The sequence below is a fragment of the Sphaerisporangium sp. NPDC051011 genome, assembly GCF_040653595.1.
Classification (GTDB): Bacteria; Actinomycetota; Actinomycetes; order Streptosporangiales; family Streptosporangiaceae; genus Sphaerisporangium.
In genome coordinates this window covers 641,669-662,815 of the sequence record NZ_JBFAGG010000002.1, presented here as the reverse complement: position 1 = coordinate 662,815, position 21,147 = coordinate 641,669, and the positions used below count along the sequence as shown (strand labels likewise).

General features: G+C 73.5%; 17 protein-coding genes and 1 riboswitch. Of the genes, 7 read left to right on the top strand and 10 right to left on the bottom strand.

Annotated elements, in window-relative coordinates:
• Positions 1–68: 68 nt before the first annotated feature.
• On the top strand, positions 69–974 hold the full coding sequence (locus AB0H21_RS07145; RefSeq protein WP_358512944.1) for a transglutaminase-like domain-containing protein: 906 nt from the start codon (positions 69–71) through the stop codon (positions 972–974).
• A gap of 94 nt (positions 975–1,068) precedes the next feature.
• Here AB0H21_RS07145 and cobN read toward each other — a convergent pair whose 3' ends face one another.
• Positions 1,069–4,710: a cobaltochelatase subunit CobN gene (cobN, locus tag AB0H21_RS07140; protein WP_358513046.1), complete on the bottom strand. Its 3,642-nt coding sequence runs from the start codon at positions 4,708–4,710 to the stop codon at positions 1,069–1,071.
• A gap of 61 nt (positions 4,711–4,771) precedes the next feature.
• A riboswitch (cobalamin riboswitch) is annotated at positions 4,772–4,897 on the bottom strand.
• A gap of 136 nt (positions 4,898–5,033) precedes the next feature.
• Between cobN and cobG the strand changes: the two genes are divergently transcribed.
• Positions 5,034–6,500, top strand: a complete 1,467-nt coding sequence (cobG, locus tag AB0H21_RS07135) for a precorrin-3B synthase (RefSeq protein ID WP_358512942.1) — start codon at positions 5,034–5,036, stop codon at positions 6,498–6,500.
• A 16-nt stretch (positions 6,501–6,516) separates the two neighbouring features.
• Here cobG and AB0H21_RS07130 read toward each other — a convergent pair whose 3' ends face one another.
• Positions 6,517–7,605 (bottom strand): cobalt-precorrin-5B (C(1))-methyltransferase, encoded by a 1,089-nt coding sequence (locus tag AB0H21_RS07130; protein WP_358512940.1) that lies wholly within the window; start codon positions 7,603–7,605, stop codon positions 6,517–6,519.
• 35 nt (positions 7,606–7,640) lie between these two features.
• On the opposite strand from AB0H21_RS07130, the gene AB0H21_RS07125 reads away from it, so the two are divergent.
• Positions 7,641–8,417 (top strand): cobalt-precorrin-6A reductase, encoded by a 777-nt coding sequence (locus tag AB0H21_RS07125; protein ID WP_358512939.1) that lies wholly within the window; start codon positions 7,641–7,643, stop codon positions 8,415–8,417.
• A gap of 48 nt (positions 8,418–8,465) precedes the next feature.
• Here the strand turns inward: AB0H21_RS07125 and AB0H21_RS07120 are convergent, their stop codons facing one another.
• Entirely contained in the window at positions 8,466–9,029 is a 564-nt protein-coding gene (locus tag AB0H21_RS07120; RefSeq protein ID WP_358512937.1) for a TetR family transcriptional regulator, read from the bottom strand.
• A 120-nt stretch (positions 9,030–9,149) separates the two neighbouring features.
• Between AB0H21_RS07120 and AB0H21_RS07115 the strand changes: the two genes are divergently transcribed.
• Complete coding sequence (locus AB0H21_RS07115; protein WP_358512935.1) at positions 9,150–10,088, top strand: alpha/beta hydrolase; 939 nt, start codon at positions 9,150–9,152, stop codon at positions 10,086–10,088.
• Positions 10,089–10,220: 132 nt separating this feature from the next.
• Positions 10,221–11,510: an SDR family NAD(P)-dependent oxidoreductase gene (locus tag AB0H21_RS07110; protein WP_358512933.1), complete on the top strand. Its 1,290-nt coding sequence runs from the start codon at positions 10,221–10,223 to the stop codon at positions 11,508–11,510.
• 133 nt (positions 11,511–11,643) lie between these two features.
• Here the strand turns inward: AB0H21_RS07110 and AB0H21_RS07105 are convergent, their stop codons facing one another.
• A complete protein-coding gene (locus AB0H21_RS07105; protein ID WP_358512931.1) occupies positions 11,644–12,690 on the bottom strand; it encodes a winged helix-turn-helix domain-containing protein in 1,047 nt (348 codons plus the stop codon).
• A gap of 616 nt (positions 12,691–13,306) precedes the next feature.
• On the opposite strand from AB0H21_RS07105, the gene AB0H21_RS07100 reads away from it, so the two are divergent.
• A complete protein-coding gene (locus AB0H21_RS07100; protein WP_358512929.1) occupies positions 13,307–13,606 on the top strand; it encodes a hypothetical protein in 300 nt (99 codons plus the stop codon).
• A gap of 75 nt (positions 13,607–13,681) precedes the next feature.
• Complete coding sequence (locus AB0H21_RS07095; protein ID WP_358512927.1) at positions 13,682–13,999, top strand: hypothetical protein; 318 nt, start codon at positions 13,682–13,684, stop codon at positions 13,997–13,999.
• Positions 14,000–14,535: 536 nt separating this feature from the next.
• Here the strand turns inward: AB0H21_RS07095 and AB0H21_RS07090 are convergent.
• The 6 genes from AB0H21_RS07090 to cobO form a co-directional block, all read right to left on the bottom strand.
• Positions 14,536–16,227: a precorrin-2 C(20)-methyltransferase gene (locus AB0H21_RS07090; RefSeq protein WP_358513044.1), complete on the bottom strand. Its 1,692-nt coding sequence runs from the start codon at positions 16,225–16,227 to the stop codon at positions 14,536–14,538.
• A gap of 8 nt (positions 16,228–16,235) precedes the next feature.
• The gene (locus AB0H21_RS07085) at positions 16,236–16,862 is read right to left on the bottom strand and encodes a precorrin-8X methylmutase (RefSeq protein WP_358512925.1); all 627 of its coding nucleotides are present in this window, start codon (positions 16,860–16,862) and stop codon (positions 16,236–16,238) included.
• A gap of 17 nt (positions 16,863–16,879) precedes the next feature.
• Entirely contained in the window at positions 16,880–17,626 is a 747-nt protein-coding gene (gene cobM / locus AB0H21_RS07080; protein ID WP_358512923.1) for a precorrin-4 C(11)-methyltransferase, read from the bottom strand.
• Between the two features lie 51 nt (positions 17,627–17,677).
• Complete coding sequence (gene cbiE / locus AB0H21_RS07075; RefSeq protein WP_358512921.1) at positions 17,678–18,883, bottom strand: precorrin-6y C5,15-methyltransferase (decarboxylating) subunit CbiE; 1,206 nt, start codon at positions 18,881–18,883, stop codon at positions 17,678–17,680.
• Entirely contained in the window at positions 18,880–20,388 is a 1,509-nt protein-coding gene (locus AB0H21_RS07070) for a cobyrinate a,c-diamide synthase (protein ID WP_358513042.1), read from the bottom strand. The genes cbiE and AB0H21_RS07070 overlap by 4 nt, the downstream gene beginning before the upstream one ends.
• Before the next feature lie 156 nt (positions 20,389–20,544).
• On the bottom strand, positions 20,545–21,147 hold the full coding sequence (gene cobO, locus AB0H21_RS07065; RefSeq protein WP_358512920.1) for a cob(I)yrinic acid a,c-diamide adenosyltransferase: 603 nt from the start codon (positions 21,145–21,147) through the stop codon (positions 20,545–20,547).

Sequence of the window (21,147 nt, the reverse complement as noted above, 5' to 3'; positions counted from 1 at the left end):
TTTACTATTAATTTCCGTCAAGCTTATGCGGGTCCAGTGCGGCGTACCCCGGCGAGGAAAGGCGGACCATGACCGACGCACGCCACCCGTTAGAAGCGGATGAACCCGCCTTTTATCTCACGCACAGCGTTTTCAGCGACCCCGGCGACCTGACCAGGCTGGACGGAATCCCCACCGCGCCCGCCGAACTGGCGCGGCTGGTCCGCGACCTTCTCGTGAACCGGGAAGAATGCCCGCTTTTCGGCTTCACGCTGCCGGAACACCGCAAGAACGAGGCCGAGACGCGCTACGTCTCCGCGATCCTGCGGATCGTCACCGAAATGGACGACCGGCCGCTCACGGTCGCCCGCGCACCCGGAAAACGGTTCGCCGGAACGTGCCGCGACTTCGCGCTCGTCCTGTGCTCCCTGCTGCGCAGCACCGGCACGCCCGCGCGCATCCGCTGCGGATTCGCGACGTATTTCATCCCCGGGCGCAACGAGGACCACTGGGTCACCGAATACTGGGATCGCGACAAGGGCTGGACGCTGATCGACGCCCAGCTCCCCACGCCGCGGATCATGGAGGAGTTCAAGATCTCCTTCGACCCGATGGACGTGCCGCGCGACCGCTTCCTGGTCGCGGGCGACGCCTGGCGGGCCTGCCGCCAGGAGGGAGCCGACCCCGCGACGTTCGGCGTGTCGCTCATCGACGTGAGCGGTCTCGACTTCGTCCAGGGCAACGTCGTGCGCGACCTGGCGGCGCTGAACAAGGTCGAGGTCCTGCCCTGGGACGGCTGGAACCTGTCCGAGCGGGTCCACCTCGACGAGACCGACGCCCGGCTGCTCGACGACGTGGCCGAGGCCGAGAGCCGTGGCGGGCCGTTCTCGCGCCTGCGGCACCTGTTCCTCGGCAACCCCGGCCTGCGCACGCCACGGACGATCACGTCCTACACCACCTACTCGGGCATCCGGACCGTCGACATCGGCGTGTGAACCGGGAGGCGCCCGCCACCTCACCCACGCAGGCGCGCGTTCCAGGGATGGTCGCCGCCGTAGGCCAGGGCCGCAGGCCGCTCGGCGGGTCGTCTCAGGCGGGGTCGGGGCCGGCCTCGATGTCGCCCTCCACCTTGAGGTAGACCTCCTGGAGGTCGCGCAGGACGTCCGGATCGGGGTGCTCCCACATGCCCCGCGACGCCGCCTCCAGCAGCCGTTCGGCGATGCCGTGCAGGGCCCACGGGTTGGACTCGGCGAGGAAACGCCGGTTCTCCGGGTCCAGCACGTACGTCGCCGCGAGCTTGTCGTACATCCAGTCGGCGACCACGCCCGTCGTCGCGTCGTACCCGAACAGGTAGTCGACCGTGGCCGCGAGCTCGAACGCCCCCTTGTACCCGTGCCGCCGCATCGCCGCGACCCAGCGCGGGTTGACCACACGGGCGCGGAACACCCGGGAGGTCTCCTCCGAGAGGGTGCGGGTGCGCACGGCGTCCGGGCGGGTGCTGTCGCCGACGTACGCGGCCGGCGCGCGGCCGGTCAGCGCGCGGACGGTGGCGATCATGCCGCCGTGGTACTGGAAGTAGTCGTCGGAGTCGGCGATGTCGTGCTCGCGCGTGTCGACGTTCTTGGCCGCCACCGCGATGCGCCGGTAGGCCGCCTCCATGTCCCCGCGCGCCGGCACTCCGTCCATGTCCCTGCCGTACGCGAACCCGCCCCACACGGCGTACACCTCGGCCAGGTCGGCGTCGTCGCGCCAGTTGCGGCTGTCGATCAGCGGCAGCAGCCCCGCGCCGTACGCGCCCGGGCGCGAGCCGAAGACGCGGGTGGTGGCCCGCCGCTCGTCCCCGTGATCCCGCGTGTCGGCGAGGACGTGCGCGCGGACATAGTTCTCGTCCTCCGGCTCGTCCAGAGACGCGACCAGGCGGACGGCGTCGTCCAGCATCACCACGACATGCGGGAACGCGTCGCGGAAGAACCCGCTGATGCGGACCGTGACGTCCACCCGGGGGCGGCCCAGCTCGGCCGGGCTCATCGGTTCCAGTCCGGTCACCCGCCGCGACGCCTCGTCCCACACCGGGCGGACGCCGAGCAGCGCCAGCACCTCGGCCACGTCGTCGCCCGCCGTGCGCATGGCGCTGGTGCCCCAGATCGACAGACCGACCGAACGGGGCCACTCACCGGTGTCGGCGCGGTAGCGGGCGAGCAGCGAGTCGGCCATGGCCTGCCCGGTCTCCCAGGCGAGACGGCTCGGCACCGCCTTCGGGTCCACCGAGTAGAAGTTCCGCCCGGTCGGCAGCACGTTGATCAGACCACGCAGCGGCGACCCGCTGGGCCCCGCCGGCACGTACCCCCCGTCCAGGGCGTGCAGCACGGCGTCGATCTCGTCGGACGTCCGCGCCAGCCGGGGCACGACCTCCGTCGCCGCGAACTCCAGAACCCGCACCACCTGGCCCGCGTCCCCGGCCGAGCCGTCCAGGACGGCCGCGCACACCTCGGCCACCGCGCCCGGATCCCAGGCGCGCTCCTCCATGCCCTCGACCAGGGCCTCCGCCAGCGCCTCGGCCTCGTCCACGCCCGCGCGGCCGGCGGTGCCGTCCTCGGACAGGCCGAGCGCCTCCCTCAGGCCGGGAAGCGCGGCGTTGCCCGCCCACATCTGCCGGGCGCGCAGCATGGCCAGCACGAGATCCACCCGGACGCGGCCCTGCGGCGCCTCGCCGAGGACGTGCAGCCCGTCGCGGATCTGCACGTCCTTCACCTCGCACAGCCAGCCGTCGACGTGCAGCAGGAAGTCGTCGAACTCCGCGTCGTGCGGACGGTCGGCCACCCCGAGGTCGTGGTCCAGCCGCGCGGCCTGGATCAGCGTCCAGATCTGGGCGCGGATCGCGGGCAGCTTCGCCGGATCCATCGCCGCGATCGAGGCGTGCTCGTCCAGGAGCTGCTCCAGCCGCGCCATGTCGCCGTAGCTGTCCGCGCGGGCCATCGGCGGCACGAGGTGGTCGACCAGGGTGGCGTGCGCGCGCCGCTTGGCCTGCGTGCCCTCGCCCGGGTCGTTGACCAGGAACGGGTAGACGAGCGGCAGGTCGCCGAGCGCCGCGTCCGTGCCGCAGGACGCCGACATCCCCGCCGACTTGCCCGGCAGCCACTCCAGGTTGCCGTGCTTGCCGACGTGGACGACCGCGTGCGCGCCGAAGCCGTCCGCCAGCCAGCGGTACGCGGCCAGGTAGTGGTGGCTCGGCGGCAGGTCGGGGTCGTGGTAGATCGCGATCGGGTTCTCGCCGAACCCGCGCGGCGGCTGCACCATGACCACGAGGTTCCCGGCGCGCAGCGCGGCCAGCACGATCTCGCCGTCCGGGTCGCGGGAGCGGTCGACGAACAACTCGCCCGGCGGCGGGCCCCAGTGGCGCTCCATGCCTTCCCGCAGGTCCCCGGGCAGGGTGGCGTACCACTCGCGGTAGCGGGCGGCCGAGATGCGGACCGGGTTGCCCTCCAACTGCGCCTCGGTCAGCCAGTCCTGGTCCTGGCCGCCGGCGGCGATGAGCGCGTGGATCAGCGCGTCGCCGTCCTGCCGGTCGACGCCCGGGATCTCCCCGCCTGTACCTATGTCGTACCCCCGGTCGCGCATCGCCGCCAGCAGGCGCACCACGCTCGCGGGCGTGTCGAGGCCCACGGCGTTGCCGATGCGGGCGTGCTTGGTGGGGTACGCCGACAGCATCACGGCGATCCGCCGGTCGGCGGGCGGCACGTGCCGCAGCGCCGCGTGCCGGACCGCGATGCCCGCGACCCGCGCCGCGCGCTCGGGGTCCGCCACGTACACCGGGAGCCCGTCGGCGTCGACCTCCTTGAACGAGAACGGGACCGTGATGATGCGCCCGTCGAACTCCGGGATCGCCACCTGCGAGGCCGCGTCCAGCGGAGACAGCCCGTCGTCGCTGCTCTCCCACGTCTCGCGGTCCCCCGTGAGGCACAGGCCCTGCAGGATCGGCACGTCCAGCCGTGCCAGCGCCCCCACGTCCCACGCCTCGTCGTCGCCGCCCGCCGACGCCGTGGCGGGACGGGTGCCGCCCGCGGCCAGCACGGTGACGACCAGCGCGTCCACCTGGCCGAGCACATCCATAAGCGCGGGTTCGGCCGTGCGCAGCGACGCGCAGTACACCGGCAACGCCCGGCCGCCCGCGTCCTCGATGGCGTCGCACAGCACCTGGACGAACCGGGTGTTCCCCGCCACGTGGTGCGCGCGGTAGTACAACACCCCGACGACGGGCCGCACGGCCACCCCGGCCTCCACGGGCCGGGCGTCCGGACGGTCCAGGATGCCCCAGTTCGGGGTCGGCGCGGGCGGCGCGAAGCCGTGGCCGGTCAGCAGGACCGTGTCGGACAGGAAGCGGTGCAGCTCGGCCAGGTTCGCCGACCCCCCGTGGGCGAGGTACGCGTGCGCCTCGGCGCACACCCCGCCCGGGACGGTGGACAGCTCCATCAACTCGGCGTCCGGAGCCTGCTCACCACCCAGCACGACCACCGGCAGCGGGCCCGCCAGTACGGCGTCCAGCCCTTCCTCCCAGACCCGCCGCCCGCCGAGCAGACGGACGACGACCAGCCCGGCGTCCTCCAGCAGGGCGGGAACGTCGGCGGCGGCGAGCCTCGCGGGGTTGCCCAGACGGTACGGCAGGCCGCTCGCGCGTGCGCTGAGCAGGTCGGTGTCGGAGGTCGACAGCAGCAGAACAGGGAGAACTGGCAGATCGCGCACGGCACGTCCTCACTCGGGATCCGCGCCCCGGGTAGTAGGTCCACACGGCCTGGAGTCTCCTGGCTCCCGGATCGACGCTCACCCCGGCCTTCCCGCCCGTTGCCGGGCCGTGGCCTGTGGTGGGGTTGACTCCCCGGTGACAGTGGCGGGACCGCGCCGGAATCACACCGGCTTCCTCCGTATTGCCGTCGCCTCTATGAGACCACGCCCCCCGCCGGAATGCGACCCCGCCCACCCCGTCCGCGCCGGGTGCGAGGAGCCGGCCCGGAGGACCGCGGCGGTTTCACGACGGATGGCGGGTTACGATCCTCGACGTGGCAGATGCGGAGTTCGGGGAGCGGTCCCGGGCGGACGCCTGCCCCGGGGCGTTGCAGACGCATCCGGCGGCGGACGGAGCCGTCGCCCGGGTCCGGGTGCCCGGGGGGCTGCTCACCGGGGAGCGGCTCGCGGAACTCGGCGCGGCCTGCGCGGCGCTCGGTTCGGGGGTCGTCGAGCTGACCTCACGGGCGAACGTGCAGGTGCGCGGGCTGGACGGGCCGGGCGCGGAGCTGTTCGCCGAAAGGATGGCCGCCATCGGGCTTCTGCCGTCGGCCACGCACGAACGCGTGCGCAACATCCTGGCGTCCCCCTTGGCCGGGCTGGACGGTCGCGGGCTGATCGAGGTGGCGCCGCTGGTCCGCGAGCTGGACGAGGCCCTCGTCTCGCACCCGGCCCTGGCGGACCTGCCCGGCCGGTTCCTGTTCGCCGTGGACGACGGACGGGGCGACGTCGCGCTCCCCGCCGCAGACGTCGCCTACCTCCCCCTTCCCTCCGCCGCGCACCTCCCCCGTCCGGCCACCGAAAGCACACGGCCACCCGCCGCGGACGTCCGGGGGGCGTTGCTGCTGGCCGGGCGGGACACGGGACTGCGCGCCGCGCCCTCCGACGTCGTCCCCCTGATGATCGCCGCGGGCGAGGCGTTCCTGGCCGAACGCGCCGCCCAGGGCTCGGCCGCGTGGCGCGTCGCCGAGCTGGCCGACGGCCCCGCGAACATCACCGCCCGTGTGTCCGCACGGGCGCCGGGAGCCGGCCGCGTGGCCGGCCCCGGATCGGCGGACGGGCCCGCGTCACCGCCCCTCCAGGAGCAGTCCGGACGGCCGTCCGGTGGACTCGGCGGCAGCCGGCCCGCCCCGTCCATCGGTCTGGGCGATCGGCCCGCGCCCCGGCTGGGGCCCCTCGCCCAGACCGATGGACGGGTGGCGCTCGTCGTCATGCCGCCGCTCGGACGGTTGACGGCCGCGCAGGCGTCCGTGCTGGCCGAGGCGGCGCGGGCGGGCGCGGGTGAGGTACGGCTCACTCCCTGGCGGAGCGTGATCGTCCCGGGTATGAGGCCGGAAACCGCCGAATCGTGGCTCGCGAGGCTGGGCGAGGCCGGTCTGGTCACCGACCCGGCCTCTCCGTGGACCGGGGTCACGTCCTGCACGGGACGTCCGGGCTGCGCCAAGTCCCTGGCCGACGTCCAGGCCGACGCCACCCACGCGACCGGCCGGTCCGGCACCGGGCGCGCGACGGTTCAGGCGGCCACGGCGGACGTCAACGGCGAGACCCCGGGACGGAGGTTGCCCGTGCACTGGGCGGGGTGCGAGCGTCAATGCGGGCGCCCCCGAGGGCCGGCCGTGCTCGTGGTCGCGACCGGGGACGGCTACCGCGTCGAATCCGACGGCGAAAGCATGCGCCACCTGGGCATCGCGGAGACCGCGGCCGCAGTGGCGACGGCCAGGGCCGCACACCATGCCCACTGAGCCCGCTGAGCGCTGCTCACCCCGCGCGGCCGACGATGGTGCCCGCGCGGTCGATGACGACGACGTCGACCTCGACGGGGGCGCCGCGCAGCACTCCAAGGGCGGTGGTGCGGGCTCCGGTGGCGACCAGGTCTCCGAGCGGCAGGCCCGCCTCCTGGCAGATGGTGAGCGCCTGGAGGGCGGTGTTCGCGCGCAGGACGCGTGCGGCGAGGTCCTCGTCCCCGCCCGCGTCGCGCACCATCGCGGCGAGGGCGTCCGTACTGACCTGGGAGCGGCCCGAGTGCAGGTCGAGATGCCCGTCGGCGAGCTTGGACAGCTTGCCGATGCCACCGGCCACCGTAAGCCGGGGCACGGGATGCCGCCGCAGGTACTTCAGGACGGCCCCGGCGAAGTCGCCCATGTCGAGCAGCGCGTCCTCCGGCAGGCCATACAGCTCGGTCGCGACCTTCTCCGACGTGCTGCCGGTGCAGGCGGCGACGTGGACGTGCCCGGCGGCGCGGGCGACGTCGATGCCGCGCCGGATGCTGTCGATCCACGCCGAGCAGGAGTACGGCACCACGATGCCGGTCGTGCCGAGGATGGACAGGCCGCCCAGGATGCCCAGCCGGGGGTTCCAGGTGCGCCGCGCGAGCTCTTCACCGTTCTCGACCGATATCTCCACGACCACGTCGCCCTCATCGCGGTACGCGGCGGCGACCCGGGCGATGTGGTCGCGGATCATCTGACGGGGGACCGGGTTGATGGCCGGTTCTCCCACGGCCAGCGGCAGCCCCGGTTTGGTGACCGTGCCGACGCCCGGTCCGGCGCGGAACGTCACCCCCGTCCCCGGTGCTCCGTGCCGTACGGCGGCGGTGATCAGCGCGCCGTGGGTGACGTCCGGGTCGTCGCCCGCGTCCTTGACCACCCCGGCCCGCGCCCGGTCCTCGCCCGGCGGGCCCTCCACCAGTTCCTCGACGGCGAGCGCGAACACCGGCCGCTGCCCCCGGGGCAGGAGGATCTCCACCGGGTCGGGGAAGGAGCCGGTGAGCAGCGCGGTGTAGGCGGCCGTGGTGGCCGCCGTGGCGCACGCGCCGGTCGTCCACCCGTACCGCAGCCCTGTGGTCATGGGCCAAGGATGTACCACGTGAAAAGAGGCGGCAGATGAGGGGCGGCGTCCTGGTACTCGGCGGCACCGGGGAGGCGCGGCGGCTCGCGTCCGAGCTGGTCCGTGACCCGGGCGTCCGCGTGGTGTCATCGCTGGCGGGACGGGTGACCGACCCCCGTCTGCCCGAGGGCGAGGTGCGGGTCGGCGGGTTCGGCGGCCCGGACCGGATGGCGGCGTGGCTGCGCGAGCACGGGATCCGCGCGGTGGTCGACGCCACGCACCCCTTCGCCGAGCGCATCACCGCCTCGGCCGTCCGTGCGACGGCGGAGGCGAGGGTTCCGCTGCTGGTGCTCCGGCGTCCGGGGTGGCGGCAGGACGCCGGGGACGACTGGCGCTGGGTGGCGTCCCTGGACGAGGCCGCCGCCGTCCTGCCCGCGCTCGGGCGCAGGGTCTTCCTCACGACCGGCCGCCAGGGGCTCGCCGCGTTCGCCGGCGCGGACGGCCTGTGGTTCCTGATCCGTACGGTCGACCCGCCCGAACCGCCGATGCCCGCCCACCACCACCTCGTGCTCGACCGGGGTCCGTACACGGTCGACGGCGAGCGGGCGCTCATGCGCGAGCACCGCGTCGACGTGCTGGTCACCAAGGACAGCGGCGGGACGATGACGCGGGCGAAGCTCACGGCCGCGCGCGACCTCGCCCTGCCCGTGGTGGTCGTACGCCGCCCACCCCTCCCCGAGACCGCCGCCCTGGAAACCGTGGACACTGTGGACACCGTGGACACCGTGGAGGCCGCACTGACCTGGCTACGCGCCCTACCGGGAACCCTCTGAACCACCGCGGAGCACCGGGCACGCGCCGATCCGCCGGAGCGGAATGCACTAGCCGGCGAGCAGGCGTCGGACGGAGTCGGCGACGACGTCCTCGCGCCGGACGCCCTCCATGTCGATGGCGGCGCTGAACTCGGGGTTGACCGCCGTCCACACGGCCGCGAGCTGCAGCACCAAGGTGAGCAGGACCCCGGGCGGATAGTGCCGGGGCAGCACGCCCTCGTCCTGGGCGCGCGCGATGGCGTCGACCTTGTCGCGGACGCTCTTCACGGCGAGCGGCACGGGCGCGTCGGCGGCGCGTTCCAGGCGCTGCCAGGTCGCCAGCCGCATGACCTGCGGGTGCTCCTCGTAGCGGCGAGCCAGCCTGGCCGCGTACCCGGGCAGGTCGTGGACGTCGATCGGGGTGTCGGCCACCGTGTCGCGCACGATGGTCTCGAAGGCGGCGTCGAAGAGCTGATCTTTGCTGCCGAAGTAGTGGTAGATCTGCGCCTTGTTCGAGCCGGCCGCCTCGGCGATGCGGTCGACGCGTGCCCCGGCGATGCCGAACTCGGCGAACTCCCGCAGAGCGGCGTCCAGCAGGCGGCGTCGTGTGGCTTCGGCATCTCTCGGCGGCATGCCCCCAGACTAGTCTCCTAACCATTTAGTTGACAACTCCGCGAGGGGTGACCTAGCTTCCAACTAACCGGTTAGAAGTTAGCTCGACCGGCAGACGCCCGTAGACGAAAGAGGCCCCCCATGCTCGGCACCGACCCCGCCATCCACTGGCGCGACGCGCTGTCCGCCCGGCTGATGCAGGCGATGTTCCCCGCCATGTTCCGCCTGCAGTACTCCTCGCCGGACGTCCAGTTCGCGACCAAGAAGATCGCCAAGCCGTCGCGCATCACGATCCCGACCCGGCACGGGAAGGTGCGGGCGCTGCTCTACGCGCCCACCCCCGAGGACGTCACGGCGGCCCTCGCCTCGGGCAGGCGGCCCCCGGTGCACCTCATCACCCACGGCGGCGCCTTCATCATCCGCGTGCCCCGCCAGGAGGACAACATCGCCCGCTACCTCGCCTCCGAGATCGGCTGCCACGTCGTGATCCCCGACTACGACACCGCCCCCAAGGTCCGCTTCCCGATCTCCGAGCAGCAGACCTACGACGTCTTCCGCTGGATCCACGAGAACGGCCACGTCCACGGCTGGGACGGCGAGCGCGTCTCGGTGGGCGGCCCGAGCGCCGGAGGCAAGTTCGCGCTGAACGTCGCACAGCAGGCCATCGACGACGGCGGCTACCGGCCGGTGGCGGTGTCGTCCGAGTTCGGGGCCGCCGACCTCGTGCGGGACGACTCGCTGCGCATGTCCGCGAAGCCGAACCCGGTGGTGCCGCCCGCCATGATGGGCCTGGTACGCCGCACGTACTTCAAGGGCGTCGACCCGAGCGACCCCCTCGCCTCCCCGGCCCGTTACGCCCGGCTGGCCGAACTCCCCCCGACGCTGATCATGACCGCCGAGTACGACACCCTGCGCCACGAGATGAACGACCTGGCCGCCGACCTCGCGTCCAAGGGCGTGGCGGTCACCCATCGCGAGTTCGCCGGCGTCGACCACGGCTTCACCCACACCAAGCCGGTGGAAGTGGCGCGCGAGGCGATCACCCTGCTCGGCGAGCACCTCCAGAAGGCCTACGCCTGAGCCCGCTCACCCTTGACCGTCTTCCCTGGTCTCTCCAGTCTCCCTCGGTCTCCCCTGGACAGCCGTGGTTTCCCCTGGCCCCTCGGCCGTCCCCGCCCTCTGTTGAACTGCTCTCGAAAGGTGAACACTGAAATGTCGGACAAAGTTTGGTTCGTTACTGGCAGCTCCCGCGGCCTCGGACGGGAGATCGTCCTGGCCGCTCTTGACCAGGGCGACCGCGTCGTGGCCACCGCCCGCCGCCCTGAGCAACTCGCCGACCTGACCGCGACCCATGCGGGCAAGCTGCTCGCCCTCCCCCTCGACGTCACCGACCCCGGCGCGGTCGACGCCGCCCTCGAAGCGGCCGTGCGGGAGTTCGGCCGGCTGGACGTGGTGGTGAACAACGCCGGGTACGCCGACCTCGTGTCGGTCGAGGACTCCACGCCGGAGGGGTTCCGCGCGCAGGTGGAGACGAACCTGTTCGGCGTCGTCCACGTCAGCAAGGCCGTCGTTCCGATCCTGCGCCGGCAGGGCGGCGGTCACATCATCACGGTGTCGTCCGTCGGCGGGCGCGTCGCGACCCCGGGGCTGGCCGCATACCAGGCGGCGAAGTGGGGCGTCAACGGGTTCACCGAGGTACTGGCCACCGAGGTCGGCCCGCTCGGCGTCAAGGTGACGACGATCGAGCCCGGCGGCATGCGCACGGACTGGGCGGGCTCCTCGATGACGGTCCCCACCCCCTCGACTCCGTACGCGGGTACGGTCGGCATGCTGGCGAGCCTGTTCACCGGTGCCGCCGACGCCGCGCTCGGCGACCCGCGCAAGGTCGCCCACGTCGTGACCCTGCTCGCCGCGATGGACGAGCCGCCGACCCGGCTGCTGCTCGGCTCCGACGCCCTGACCGGGGCCCGCGCCGCCGCCAAGGCGCTCGCCGAGCGCGACGCCGCCTGGGAGGAGCTCAGCCGCTCGACCGACCGGGACGACGCCACGCCCGAGCAGCGCGACCCCCTCGGCCAGGCGTCCGGCGACCCCGTGACGGTCGTCCGGCGGTTCCTGGACGAGGTCGTCAACGGGGGCGATCTGGCCGCGATCGATGAGTTGTGGAGCGAGGACCTGCGGTGGCACGGCGGCAGCTTGGGCGAGGTCACCGGGCTGAGCGCCTTCAAGGAGCACCTGGCCGCCAGTGCCGCCGGCGCCTTCACGGGCATGCGCCTGCGCGTGGACGAGATCATCGCCGTGGGCGACAAGGTGGTCGTGCGGTTCACCAACAGCGGCACCCACACTGGGACGTTCATGGGCGCACCGGCCACCGGCAGGCACGCGCAGTGGCTCGGCATCGGCATCTACACCGTCACGACCGGGAAGATCAGCGAGGCGTGGTTCGGCGAGGACGCCCTTGGCATCCTCCTCCAACTCGGCGCGGTATCCCTGCCCAGCAGGTGAACCCGGCCTCGACCTCAGCCCGTGCCCCGCAGAAAGGCCAGGTCCCCCTCTCACCACGCGTCCAGTACGGGACCGTGGCCGGCGGCGCGGGCCCGCAGCGGGACGCCGTTGCCGTCGATCAGTGCCATACCCCTCACAAGACCTTCACGCGGGAACGCAAGGGGGTGCTCGGGCCCGGGGCCTTGGCGCCGTCGAGGAGTTTCCGGCCCAGCGGGGTGAGGTCGTGCAGGACGGCGGGTCCGTGGCGGGTGCTGGTGATCAGCCCAGCCTGCCGGAGGGTCTTGGTATGGCGGCTCATCGACGCGAGCGAGGTGTGCAGTTTCGTGGCGAGCTGTGTGGTGGAGGCGCTGTGCGCCAGTGCGGCGAGCACGGCGGCGCGGGTCGTACCCATGAGGTCGGCCAGCGATTCCCCCGGGTCGACGCAGGTGATCGTCTCCCAGCGGTGTTCCTGCGCGATCGGGTAGACCAGGACCGGCGGCAGGTCCTGGTCGGCGAGCGACACGGGCGACCCGCAGCAGAAGAACGACGGCACGAGCCGCAGGCCCCGGCCCTGTAGGTACAGGTCCCGCTCGACGGCGTAGCGCACCTCCAGCACCGGCCGGCGCCAGTGCATCAACGGCTCGAAGCCGCGGAACAGCGCCTCGACGCCACCGGCGAGCAGCGCGCTGACCCGCACCGCGACGTCGGCCTCGACGCTCGCGCGGATCAGGTCGTCGTGGGCACCTACCGCGGCGTGATGGTACTCGCCCAGCGCGGTCGCCAGGCAGGTCGGCGTGCCGCTCCGCGAGTCGGTGAGACCGGCGAGCCGGCTCGGGGTGACCCGGCCGCGGCGCCGGTTGGCCTGGTGCAGCAGATCCAGCTCGTGCCGCAGCCGTCGCCGGCCCGTGGCACGCACGGCGTCGAGGCCGGCGTCGAGCCCGGCCGCCGACTCGGCGGGGGTGAGGAAGTCGGGGAAGTAGGGGCCGAGGGGGGCGAGGTCGGCGAGGAGCGTCGCGGCGGGCCGCATCATGGCCAGCAGGTCGGGGCGGCTACGGAGCCGCGCTGTCCACGGCTGGAGGAAAACCGGTTTGTCGGCGTCGCCCAGCCGGAAGTGGCTCAGCAGGACTTCCCACAGCGGGTCGACGACGGTGGTCAGGCGGGTTCGCGCGATGTCCTCGGCGGTGAAGTGTATTCGCAGCATGCCTCGTCCCCAGGCGTCAGACGTAGGGGTTGTTCGATGTGGATGGCCTGACTTGTTTCTGTCGGGCCTCGACCTCGCGCCACCGCCGGGCCGGGCGGTGTCGCGGTGCCGGGGAGAGCATCGCGAGCGCGGCTTGACATGGGCTTGCCGCCGATGGCGGTGTGCGGGGGCCATCGGCGGGGACGGGAGGTCGTCGCGGGCGGGCGCGTCAGGGGGACGGGCGTTCGCCGGGCGGGCGCGTCAAGGACACGTCAAGCCGCGGGCCGGATACTCCTGATCGGCGAGGCGTGGTTCGGCGAGGACGTCCTACGCGCTGCCGGCCGCGCCCGGCGAACGTGAAGACCCCCGCTGGCCGGGCTTCGCCGCGCGCTACGGATTCGACCCCCAGGACACCGTGCAGTGCAGCGCGGGGTGGCCGTCCAGGCGGATCTCCTCCACCCGATGCCCGGCGCTCCCCACCCATCGCGTCATGGCGGCAGGATAAGAAAATGCGCGCCAAGGAGAAGCCGGGTCTTGACGGCGTGCGACCCGTAGGTATCTTTCGGTTAAGAAACTTTCCTAAGAAAACGGCCGGTCGGCGCCTCCGGCCCCCCTTCTCCGCCGGAGGAAAGCACACGTGACATCCAGGAAGTGGGCGGCCGCCCTCTCCTTCGCCGCGCTACTCGCCGTCGCCCTGCCGGGCGGCACGGCCTACGCGCTCCCCGCCGACTGCACCACCTGGGTGTCGAACGGATACGTCTCCAGCCTCTGCACGAGCGGCACCGGGGAACACCAGGTCTACCTGGTCGCCCGCCATGTGAACCCGCAGGTCGGCGTCATCACCAACGAGGGGCCGTGGGTCCCGGTGGGCTCGGTGTCGACGGCCCGCATCCCGGCGACGGGAAGCCTGCAGAACTACTGGGTCAACAAACGCTGACCCGCGGCCACACCACCTCCCGCGGGTCCGGCCCGCGGGATGCACCGGCAACCACTCACATAAAAGGAGCGGATCGTGAACACCAAGAAGTGCGCCTCCCTCGTCGGCGCGGCGCTCGTCTCCGCCGCGATCGTCGCCGGCACGGCCACGCCCGCGCAGGCCATCCCCGACACCTGCTCGACGAGCTTCTCCGCAGACGGCTACCTCAGCAGTTACTGCGCGACCGGCACCGGCTACCACGCGATCTACGTGGTGTACCGGTTCGTCAACCCGCAGCTGGGTGGCTACACCGAATCGGCCTGGGGGCCCTGGGTCGCCGTCGGCTCCACCTCGAGCGTCCGTGTGCCCGGCGGCGCGAGCATCCTCAGCAGCTCCGTCCAAAAGCGCGACTGAGCCGTCCCGCGAGCACTTCCTGATCAAGGAACCGGCGTCCTCCTTCCGGATCAGGAGGCGGGCGACGCGCGCCCGGCCGTGACCAGGTGACGGGGAGCAGGGCCCGGCCGGTGAGCTCGGCCGCCGCGGTCCCGGCGTCCTCAGACTCCACCGGCCGGGCCCCGGTGTTGTTGTAGAACACCACCAGCCGGGGCCTCTTCGGCCTCCCCGGAGGTCGAAGCCTGGATCCGGCCGAACTGCGCCGCCTGGTGCTGGACGCCGTCGACCCCTACCTCGACCGGCCCGTGTCGGCCGCCGTGCTCGCCGAGGAGGAGTGGCAGCGCCAGGCGATGCGCACCTTTCTGGGACGCCGGCCAAGACAGTAGGGCGCGAGCCTGCGGGCCAAGCCTTGTCCGTGGACGCGGTCAACACGGGCCGACGTTCACCTTGTACGGCTCGATCCGTTCCTCGGCATGCTGCTCCAACTCGGCGCGGTGACCCTCCCCGTCCGGTGAACGCCCTCACCGACACCCCGGCAGGCTTTTAGCGTCGTGAGCTCAGGCGGGGTAGCGGCGGGGCGTGTAGACGGTGGGGTGGCCGTTTCTCGTGGTGTGGCGGGTGGTGGAGGAACCGATCAGGAGCAGGCAGCGCATGTCGATCTCCGCCGCGTCCAGCTTGTCCAGGGTCGTGACGCGGACGGACTCGGACGGGCCGCCGACGTCCCGTCCGATGACGACGGGCGTGTCCGGCGCGCGGTGCTCCAGGAGCAGGTCGCGCGCCGCCTCGACCTGCCATCGGCGTGCGCGGGACGCCGGGTTGTAGATCGCGAGGACCAGGTCGGCCCGCGCGGCGGCCGTGACACGGGCGGCGATGATGTCCCACGACTTAAGCCGGTCGGACAGGGAGATCACGCAGTAGTCGTGGCCGAGAGGCGCGCCGGCCCGCGCCGCGACCGCCTGCGCCGCCGTCACGCCCGGCAGCACGCGCACCGGCACGTGCGCGAACCGCTCCTCGGACGCGACCTCCAGCAGCGCACTGGCCATCGCGAACACGCCCGGGTCGCCCGACGAGACGACGGCGACCCGCGCGCCCGCGAGGGCCAGTTCCAGCGCGTGCGCCGCCCGCTCGGCCTCGACCCGATTGTCGGACGCGTGCCGCCGCTGCCGCGGATTCGGCGGCAGCCTGTCCAGGTAAGGACCGTAACCGACGAGTTCGTCCGCACTCGCCAGCGCGTCCTGCGCCTCGGGCGTCAGCCAATACCGTCCCCCCGGCCCCAGGCCGACCACGACGACCTCGCCGAGGCCCTTCCCCTCTCCGGGAACGGGTCCGGGGACAGCGCCGGGGACGACGTGCCCTCGGTCCGCCTCGATGTTCTGGCTCGGAGTGTGCGCGGAGACGGGCGCCGGCCCGGAGGCGGCGGCAACGTCCTCTCCCCGGCCCGCATCGGCGTCGTGACGCGTACCGGGCGCGGTGGCGCGTCGGGGCGTGCCCGCGCGGCTGGGGATGATGGCGACCGAGAAGTACGGGACCTCGCTCGGGTCCACGTCGGCGAGGGGGGCGATCCGCTGGCGATCGGTGGTGGCCCGCTCGACGTACCACGCCTCGTCCAGGCGGCCCGCGCTCTTCAGGGCGTCGCGGACGGCGGGGAACGTGCGGCCCAGCTTGAGCACCGCCGCCGAGTCGGCCACCGCCAGCCGCGCCGCCAGCGTCTCCGGCGCCAGCGTGCCCGGCAGGACGGTGAGCGTCTCCTCGCGCTCCACCAGCGGGCGGCCCAGCACGGCCGACGCCGCGCTCACCGACGTGACCCCCGGCACGACCTCGGCCGGGTAGCGGTGCGCCAGCCGCTTGTGGATGTGCATGTACGAGCCGTAGAACAACGGATCGCCCTCGCACAGGACGACCACGTCGCGCCCGGCGTCCAGGTGCGCGGACAGGCGGCGGGCGCAGGACTCGTAGAACTCGTCGATCGCGCCCTGGTACCCGCCCGGGTGGTCGGTGGTCTCGGTCGTGACGGGGTAGATGAGCGCCTCCTCGATCTGCCCCTCGCGCAGGTAGGACGCGGCGACCGTCCGGGCGATGCTGCGCCCGTGCCGCGCGCTGTGGTACGCGATCACATCCGCCTCACCGATGAGCCGCGCCGCCTTCACGGTCACCAGCTCAGGATCCCCCGGCCCAAGCCCGACCCCCCGCAACCACCCCCGCCCAGGGCGGTCTTGTTCGAGGGGGGTGGGGGTGGTGGAGGGGTCCATGGTGTCGTTCACTCTTTCTCGCTCGCGATGGCGTTGACGGCCGCCGCCGCCAGTGCGCTTCCGCCCCGGCGGCCGTGCACCACCAGGTACGGCAGGCCGTCGCCGTTGCCGGCCAGGGCCTGCTTGGACTCGGCCGCGCCGATGAAGCCCACCGGTACGCCGAGCACGGCGGCGGGCCGTCCCGCACCTTCTCTCACCAGCTCCAGTAGGCGGAACAGCGCCGTGGGGGCGTTGCCGACGGCGACGACGGAGCCGTCCAGGCGGTCGCGCCACAGCTCCAGCGCGGCGGCGCTGCGGGTGGTGCCGAGCCGGCGCGCCAGGTCCGGCACCCGGGGATCGCCCAGCATGCACAGCACCTCGTTGGCGGCGGGCAGGCGGGCCCGGGTCACGCCCGAGGCGACCATCGTGGCGTCGCACAGGATGGGCGCCCCGGCCAGCAGCGCGGCCCGCGCGGCGGCGACCACTCCTGGGGACCAGGCGAGGTCCGCGACGAGGTCCACCATGCCGCAGGCGTGGATCATCCGTACGGCCACCCGGGCGAGGTCGTCGGGCATGCCGGCGAGGTCGGCCTCGGCGCGGATGGTCGCGAACGAACGCCGGTAGATCTCCGCGCCGTCCCGGACGTAGTCGTCCACGGCCTGCCCCTCGCCGCTCATAGCGCGCGGTCGCGGGTGGCGGAGTACAGGTGGCTGTCGGTGAACTCCGACGCCGTGAGCACGCCACCGACGATGATCACGGCGGTGCGCCTCACTCCGGCGGCCTTCACCTGGGCGGCGATGTCGGCCAGCGTGCCGCGCAGGATCACCTCGTCGTCGCGGCTCGCGCGGGCGACGACGGCCACCGGGCAGTCGGCTCCGTAGTCCGGTGTCAGTTCCTCCACCACGGAGTCGATGCGCTGGACGGCGAGGTGGAGGACCATCGTCGAACGGCTCCGCCCGAGTGTGCGCAGGTCCTCGCCCGGCGGCATCGGCGTCGCGCGGGCCGAGATCCGGGTCAGCACCACCGTCTGGCCCACCCCGGGCACGGTCAGCTCACGCCCCAGCGAGGCGGCCGCCGCCGCGAACGCGGGGACGCCCGGCGTCACGTCGTAAGGAACCCCGGCGGCGTCCAGCCTGCGCATCTGCTCGGCCATCGCGCTGTAGATCGAGGGGTCGCCGGAGTGCAGGCGCGCGACGTCGAGGCCCCGCGCGTGGGCGGCCACCATCTCGGCGACGATCTCGTCGAGGTTCAACTCGGCGGTGTCCACGAGCCTGGCCCCCTCCGGCGCGTGGCCGAGCAGTTCCTTGGGCACGAGCGACCCCGCGTACAGGCACACCGGCGATGCGGCGATCAGGTCGCGCCCGCGCACGGTGATGAGATCGGCCGCCCCGGGGCCCGCCCCGATGAAGTGCACGGTCACGACTGACTTCTCCTTGCTCTCATCCGGCGCCCTTGTGCGGCGCGGAGGTGGTCACGGGCGTACCGCCGTCCAGATGGTCACCGGCATCGCGGGGCGCCAGGCGGTGAAGCCGCCGACCGGGCCCGCGCGGTGGACGGACAGGCGCAGCAGGTCGCCGCCGTGCCGGGCGTGCCAGGTGGCGAGGACGGCCTCGGACTCGACCGTCACCGCGTTGACGACCAGCCGCCCGCCGCTGCCCAGCACGTCCCAGCACGTTTCGAGGACGCCCGGCACGGTGCCGCCGCCGCCGACGAACACCGCGTCCGGCGTCTCCAGCCCCGCGAGGGCCTCGGGGGCCGCGCCGGTCACGACCCGCAGGGTGGGCACGCCGAGCGTGTCCGCGTTCCGTGTGATCCGCGCGGCGCGGTCGGGGCGGGCCTCCACGGCGATGGCGCGGCACGCGGGATCGACCCGCATCCACTCGATGGCGACGCTGCCCGCGCCCGCGCCCACGTCCCAGAGCACCTGTCCCGGCAGCGGGGCGAGCCGGGACAGCGTCACCGCGCGCACCTCGCGCTTGGTGAGCTGCCCGTCGTGCTCGAACGCCTCGTCCGGCAGGCCCGGAACGCCCGGGATCGGAGTCACGTCCGGGTCGGCGCGGCACTCCAGGGCCACGACGTTGAGCGGGTCCACGACGGCGTCCCACTTCCCGGCCGTCCCGGTGACCACGCGCTCCGCGGAGCCTCCGAGCCGTTCGAGGACGGTCATCGCGCTCGCGCCGTACCCCTGGGCCGTCACGAGCCGGGCGACCTGGGCCGGGGAGTCCGCGCCCGCGCTCAGCACGAGCACGCGGGCCGCCGGGTACAGCACCCGGTTCACCAGCTCGACCGGACGCCCGACCAGGCTCACCACGCGCGTGTCCTCGACCGGCCACCCCATGCGGGCGCAGGCCAGCGACACCGACGACGGATGCGGCAGCACGCGCACGCGCTCGGGGCCGAGCATCCGCGCCAGCGTGGTCCCGACCCCGTGCAGCATGGGATCGCCGCTGGCCAGCACGCACACGGCGCGGTCCTCGCGCTCGGCCAGCAGGCGGCGGACGGCGGGGAGCATCGGCGAGGGCCAGACGACCCGCTCGGCTCCGGTGTCCGGTACCAGCGCGAGCTGCCGGGCGCTTCCCATGAGCACCTCGCACCGCTGGATCTCCCGGCGCGCGGGATCGGGCAGCCCGTCCCAGCCGTCCGCGCCGATCCCGACCACGACCACCGGGCTGCTCATGCCGTCCCACTCGCCGCGGAAAGGGCGTCGCCGGCCGCGGGGTCGTTCCGCACCGCCGAGCCGCTGCCCGCCGCGGAGGCGTTCTTCCCTGCCGAGCCGGTGCCGGCCACCGGGGCGTTCCGTGCGGCGCTCTCCACCAGCCGCGTCGCCAGGTACGGGCTGCCCGCCCAGTGCAGGTGCAGGTAGGACGCGGCCAGGTGCGGCCCGCCGAACCCGTCCGCGCCGCCCCGCCACCGGTAGAGCGGCACGTCGCCGGACGGCGGGGTGACGCGCGTGCGGTGGAACTCGTGCCCGTGGTACCGCTCGCCCTCGCGGGTCAGCACCGAGTCGCGCACGCAGACGGCGTCGCGGTAGCCGAGCGTCAGCCCGCCGGTCATGGCCGCGGTCGCGTCGACGACGCCGCACATGGGACGCCCGTCCAGCTCACGGCAGAGGTACAGCAGGCCCGCGCATTCGGCGGCGATGGGCCCGCCGAACGCGGCCACCGCGCGCCGCAGCGGCTCGTTGGCCGACAGCTCGCCCGCGTACACCTCGGGGAAGCCTCCGGGCAGGACGAGCGCGCCGGTTCCCTCGGGAAGCCGCTCGTCGGTGAGCGGATCGAAGACGGCGACGGTCGCGCCCGCGGCGGCGATCAGCTCGGCCTGCTCGGCGTACCCGAACGTGAACGCCTTCCCCCCTGCCACCGCGACCACGACCTCGCGCGCCGGCCCACCACCGGCCACGTCCTCGCGCCGCGCGGAGCGCACGGCCGTCTCGGGATCCCAGGCGGGGCCGGGCAGGGCGGGCGCGCTTTCGGCGAGGCGGACGAGCCCTTCCAGGTCGCACGTGCCCGCGACCAGCTCACCCACCTCGGCGACCGCGCGCACGGCCTCGGCGCTGCGCTCGGCGGGCGGCACCAGGCCCAGGTGGCGCGACGGAGTGGCGGCGATGCCGGTGCGCGGGATCGCGCCGAACACCGTGATGCCGGTCTCGGCCAGCGCGTCCCGGCAGATCTCCGCGTGACGCGGCGAGCCGACGTTGTTGAGGATCACCCCGCCGATCCGGACGCCGGTGTCGTAGGACATGAAGCCGTGGACCAGCGCGGCGACGGACCTGGCCTGTCCCGCGACGTCCACGACGAGGACGACCGGCGCGTTCAGCAGCTTGGCGACGTGCGCGGTGGAGGCGAAGTCCGCGCCGGTCCTTCCCGCGCCGCCGGTGGACGTACCGGCGACGCCGATGGGGAAGGACGCGCCGTCGAACAGGCCCATCACGCCCTCGACGACGGCGATGCCCGTCCCCGCCGCGCCGTGCAGGAAGAGCGGGACGATCAGCTCCTCGCCGGTCAGCCACGGGTCGAGGTTGCGCCCGCGGCGGCCGGAGGCGAGCGCGTGGTAGCCGGGGTCGATGTAGTCGGGGCCGACCTTGTGCGGCGAGACCACCGTCCCCTTGGCGGTGAGCGCGGCCATCAGCCCGGTGGCCACCGTCGTCTTGCCCGCTCCCGAGGAAGGCGCGGCGATCACCAGGCGCGGCACCTCAGCCACGGGCCGCACCCCCCGCACGCCGTCCACCGCCACGCCCCGCGCGCTCGCGCCCGCCGCCGCACCGTCCACCGTCAGGCGCCGCGTCCCGCTCACGCCCGCCGCCGCGCCGTTCGCCGCGGTGTCGCGGGCAGGCCGGGGTCACCATTCGATGCCCTTCTGGCCCTTCTGGCCGGTGTCCATCGGGTGCCTGACCTTGGCCATCTCGGTGACCAGGTCGGCGGTCTCGAGCAGGCGCGGGTGGGCGTCCCTGCCGGTGATGACGACGTGCTGCGTGCCGGGCCGCGCCGCCAGGGCGGCGACCACGTCCTCGACGTCGATCCACCCCCATTTGATGGGGTAGGTGAACTCGTCCAGCACGTACAGCCGGTACGTCTCCGCCGCCAGGTCCCGCTTGATCTGTTCCCAGCCCTCGCGCGCGTCGGCGGCGTGGTCCTCATCGGTGCCGGCCTTCTTGATCCAGGACCAGCCCTCGCCCATCTTGTGCCAGGCCACGGTGCCGCCCGCGCCGGACTCGCCGAGGACGGTGAGCGCCCGCTCCTCCCCCACCCGCCACTTGGCGGACTTGACGAACTGGAACACGCCGATCGGCCAGCCCTGGTTCCACGCGCGCAGCGCCAGCCCGAACGCCGCCGTCGACTTGCCCTTGCCGGGCCCGGTGTGGAGGAACACGAGCGGCCGGGTGCGCCGCTGCCGGGTGGTCAGGCCGTCGTCCGGCACCTCGGCCGGTTTCCCCTGGGGCAT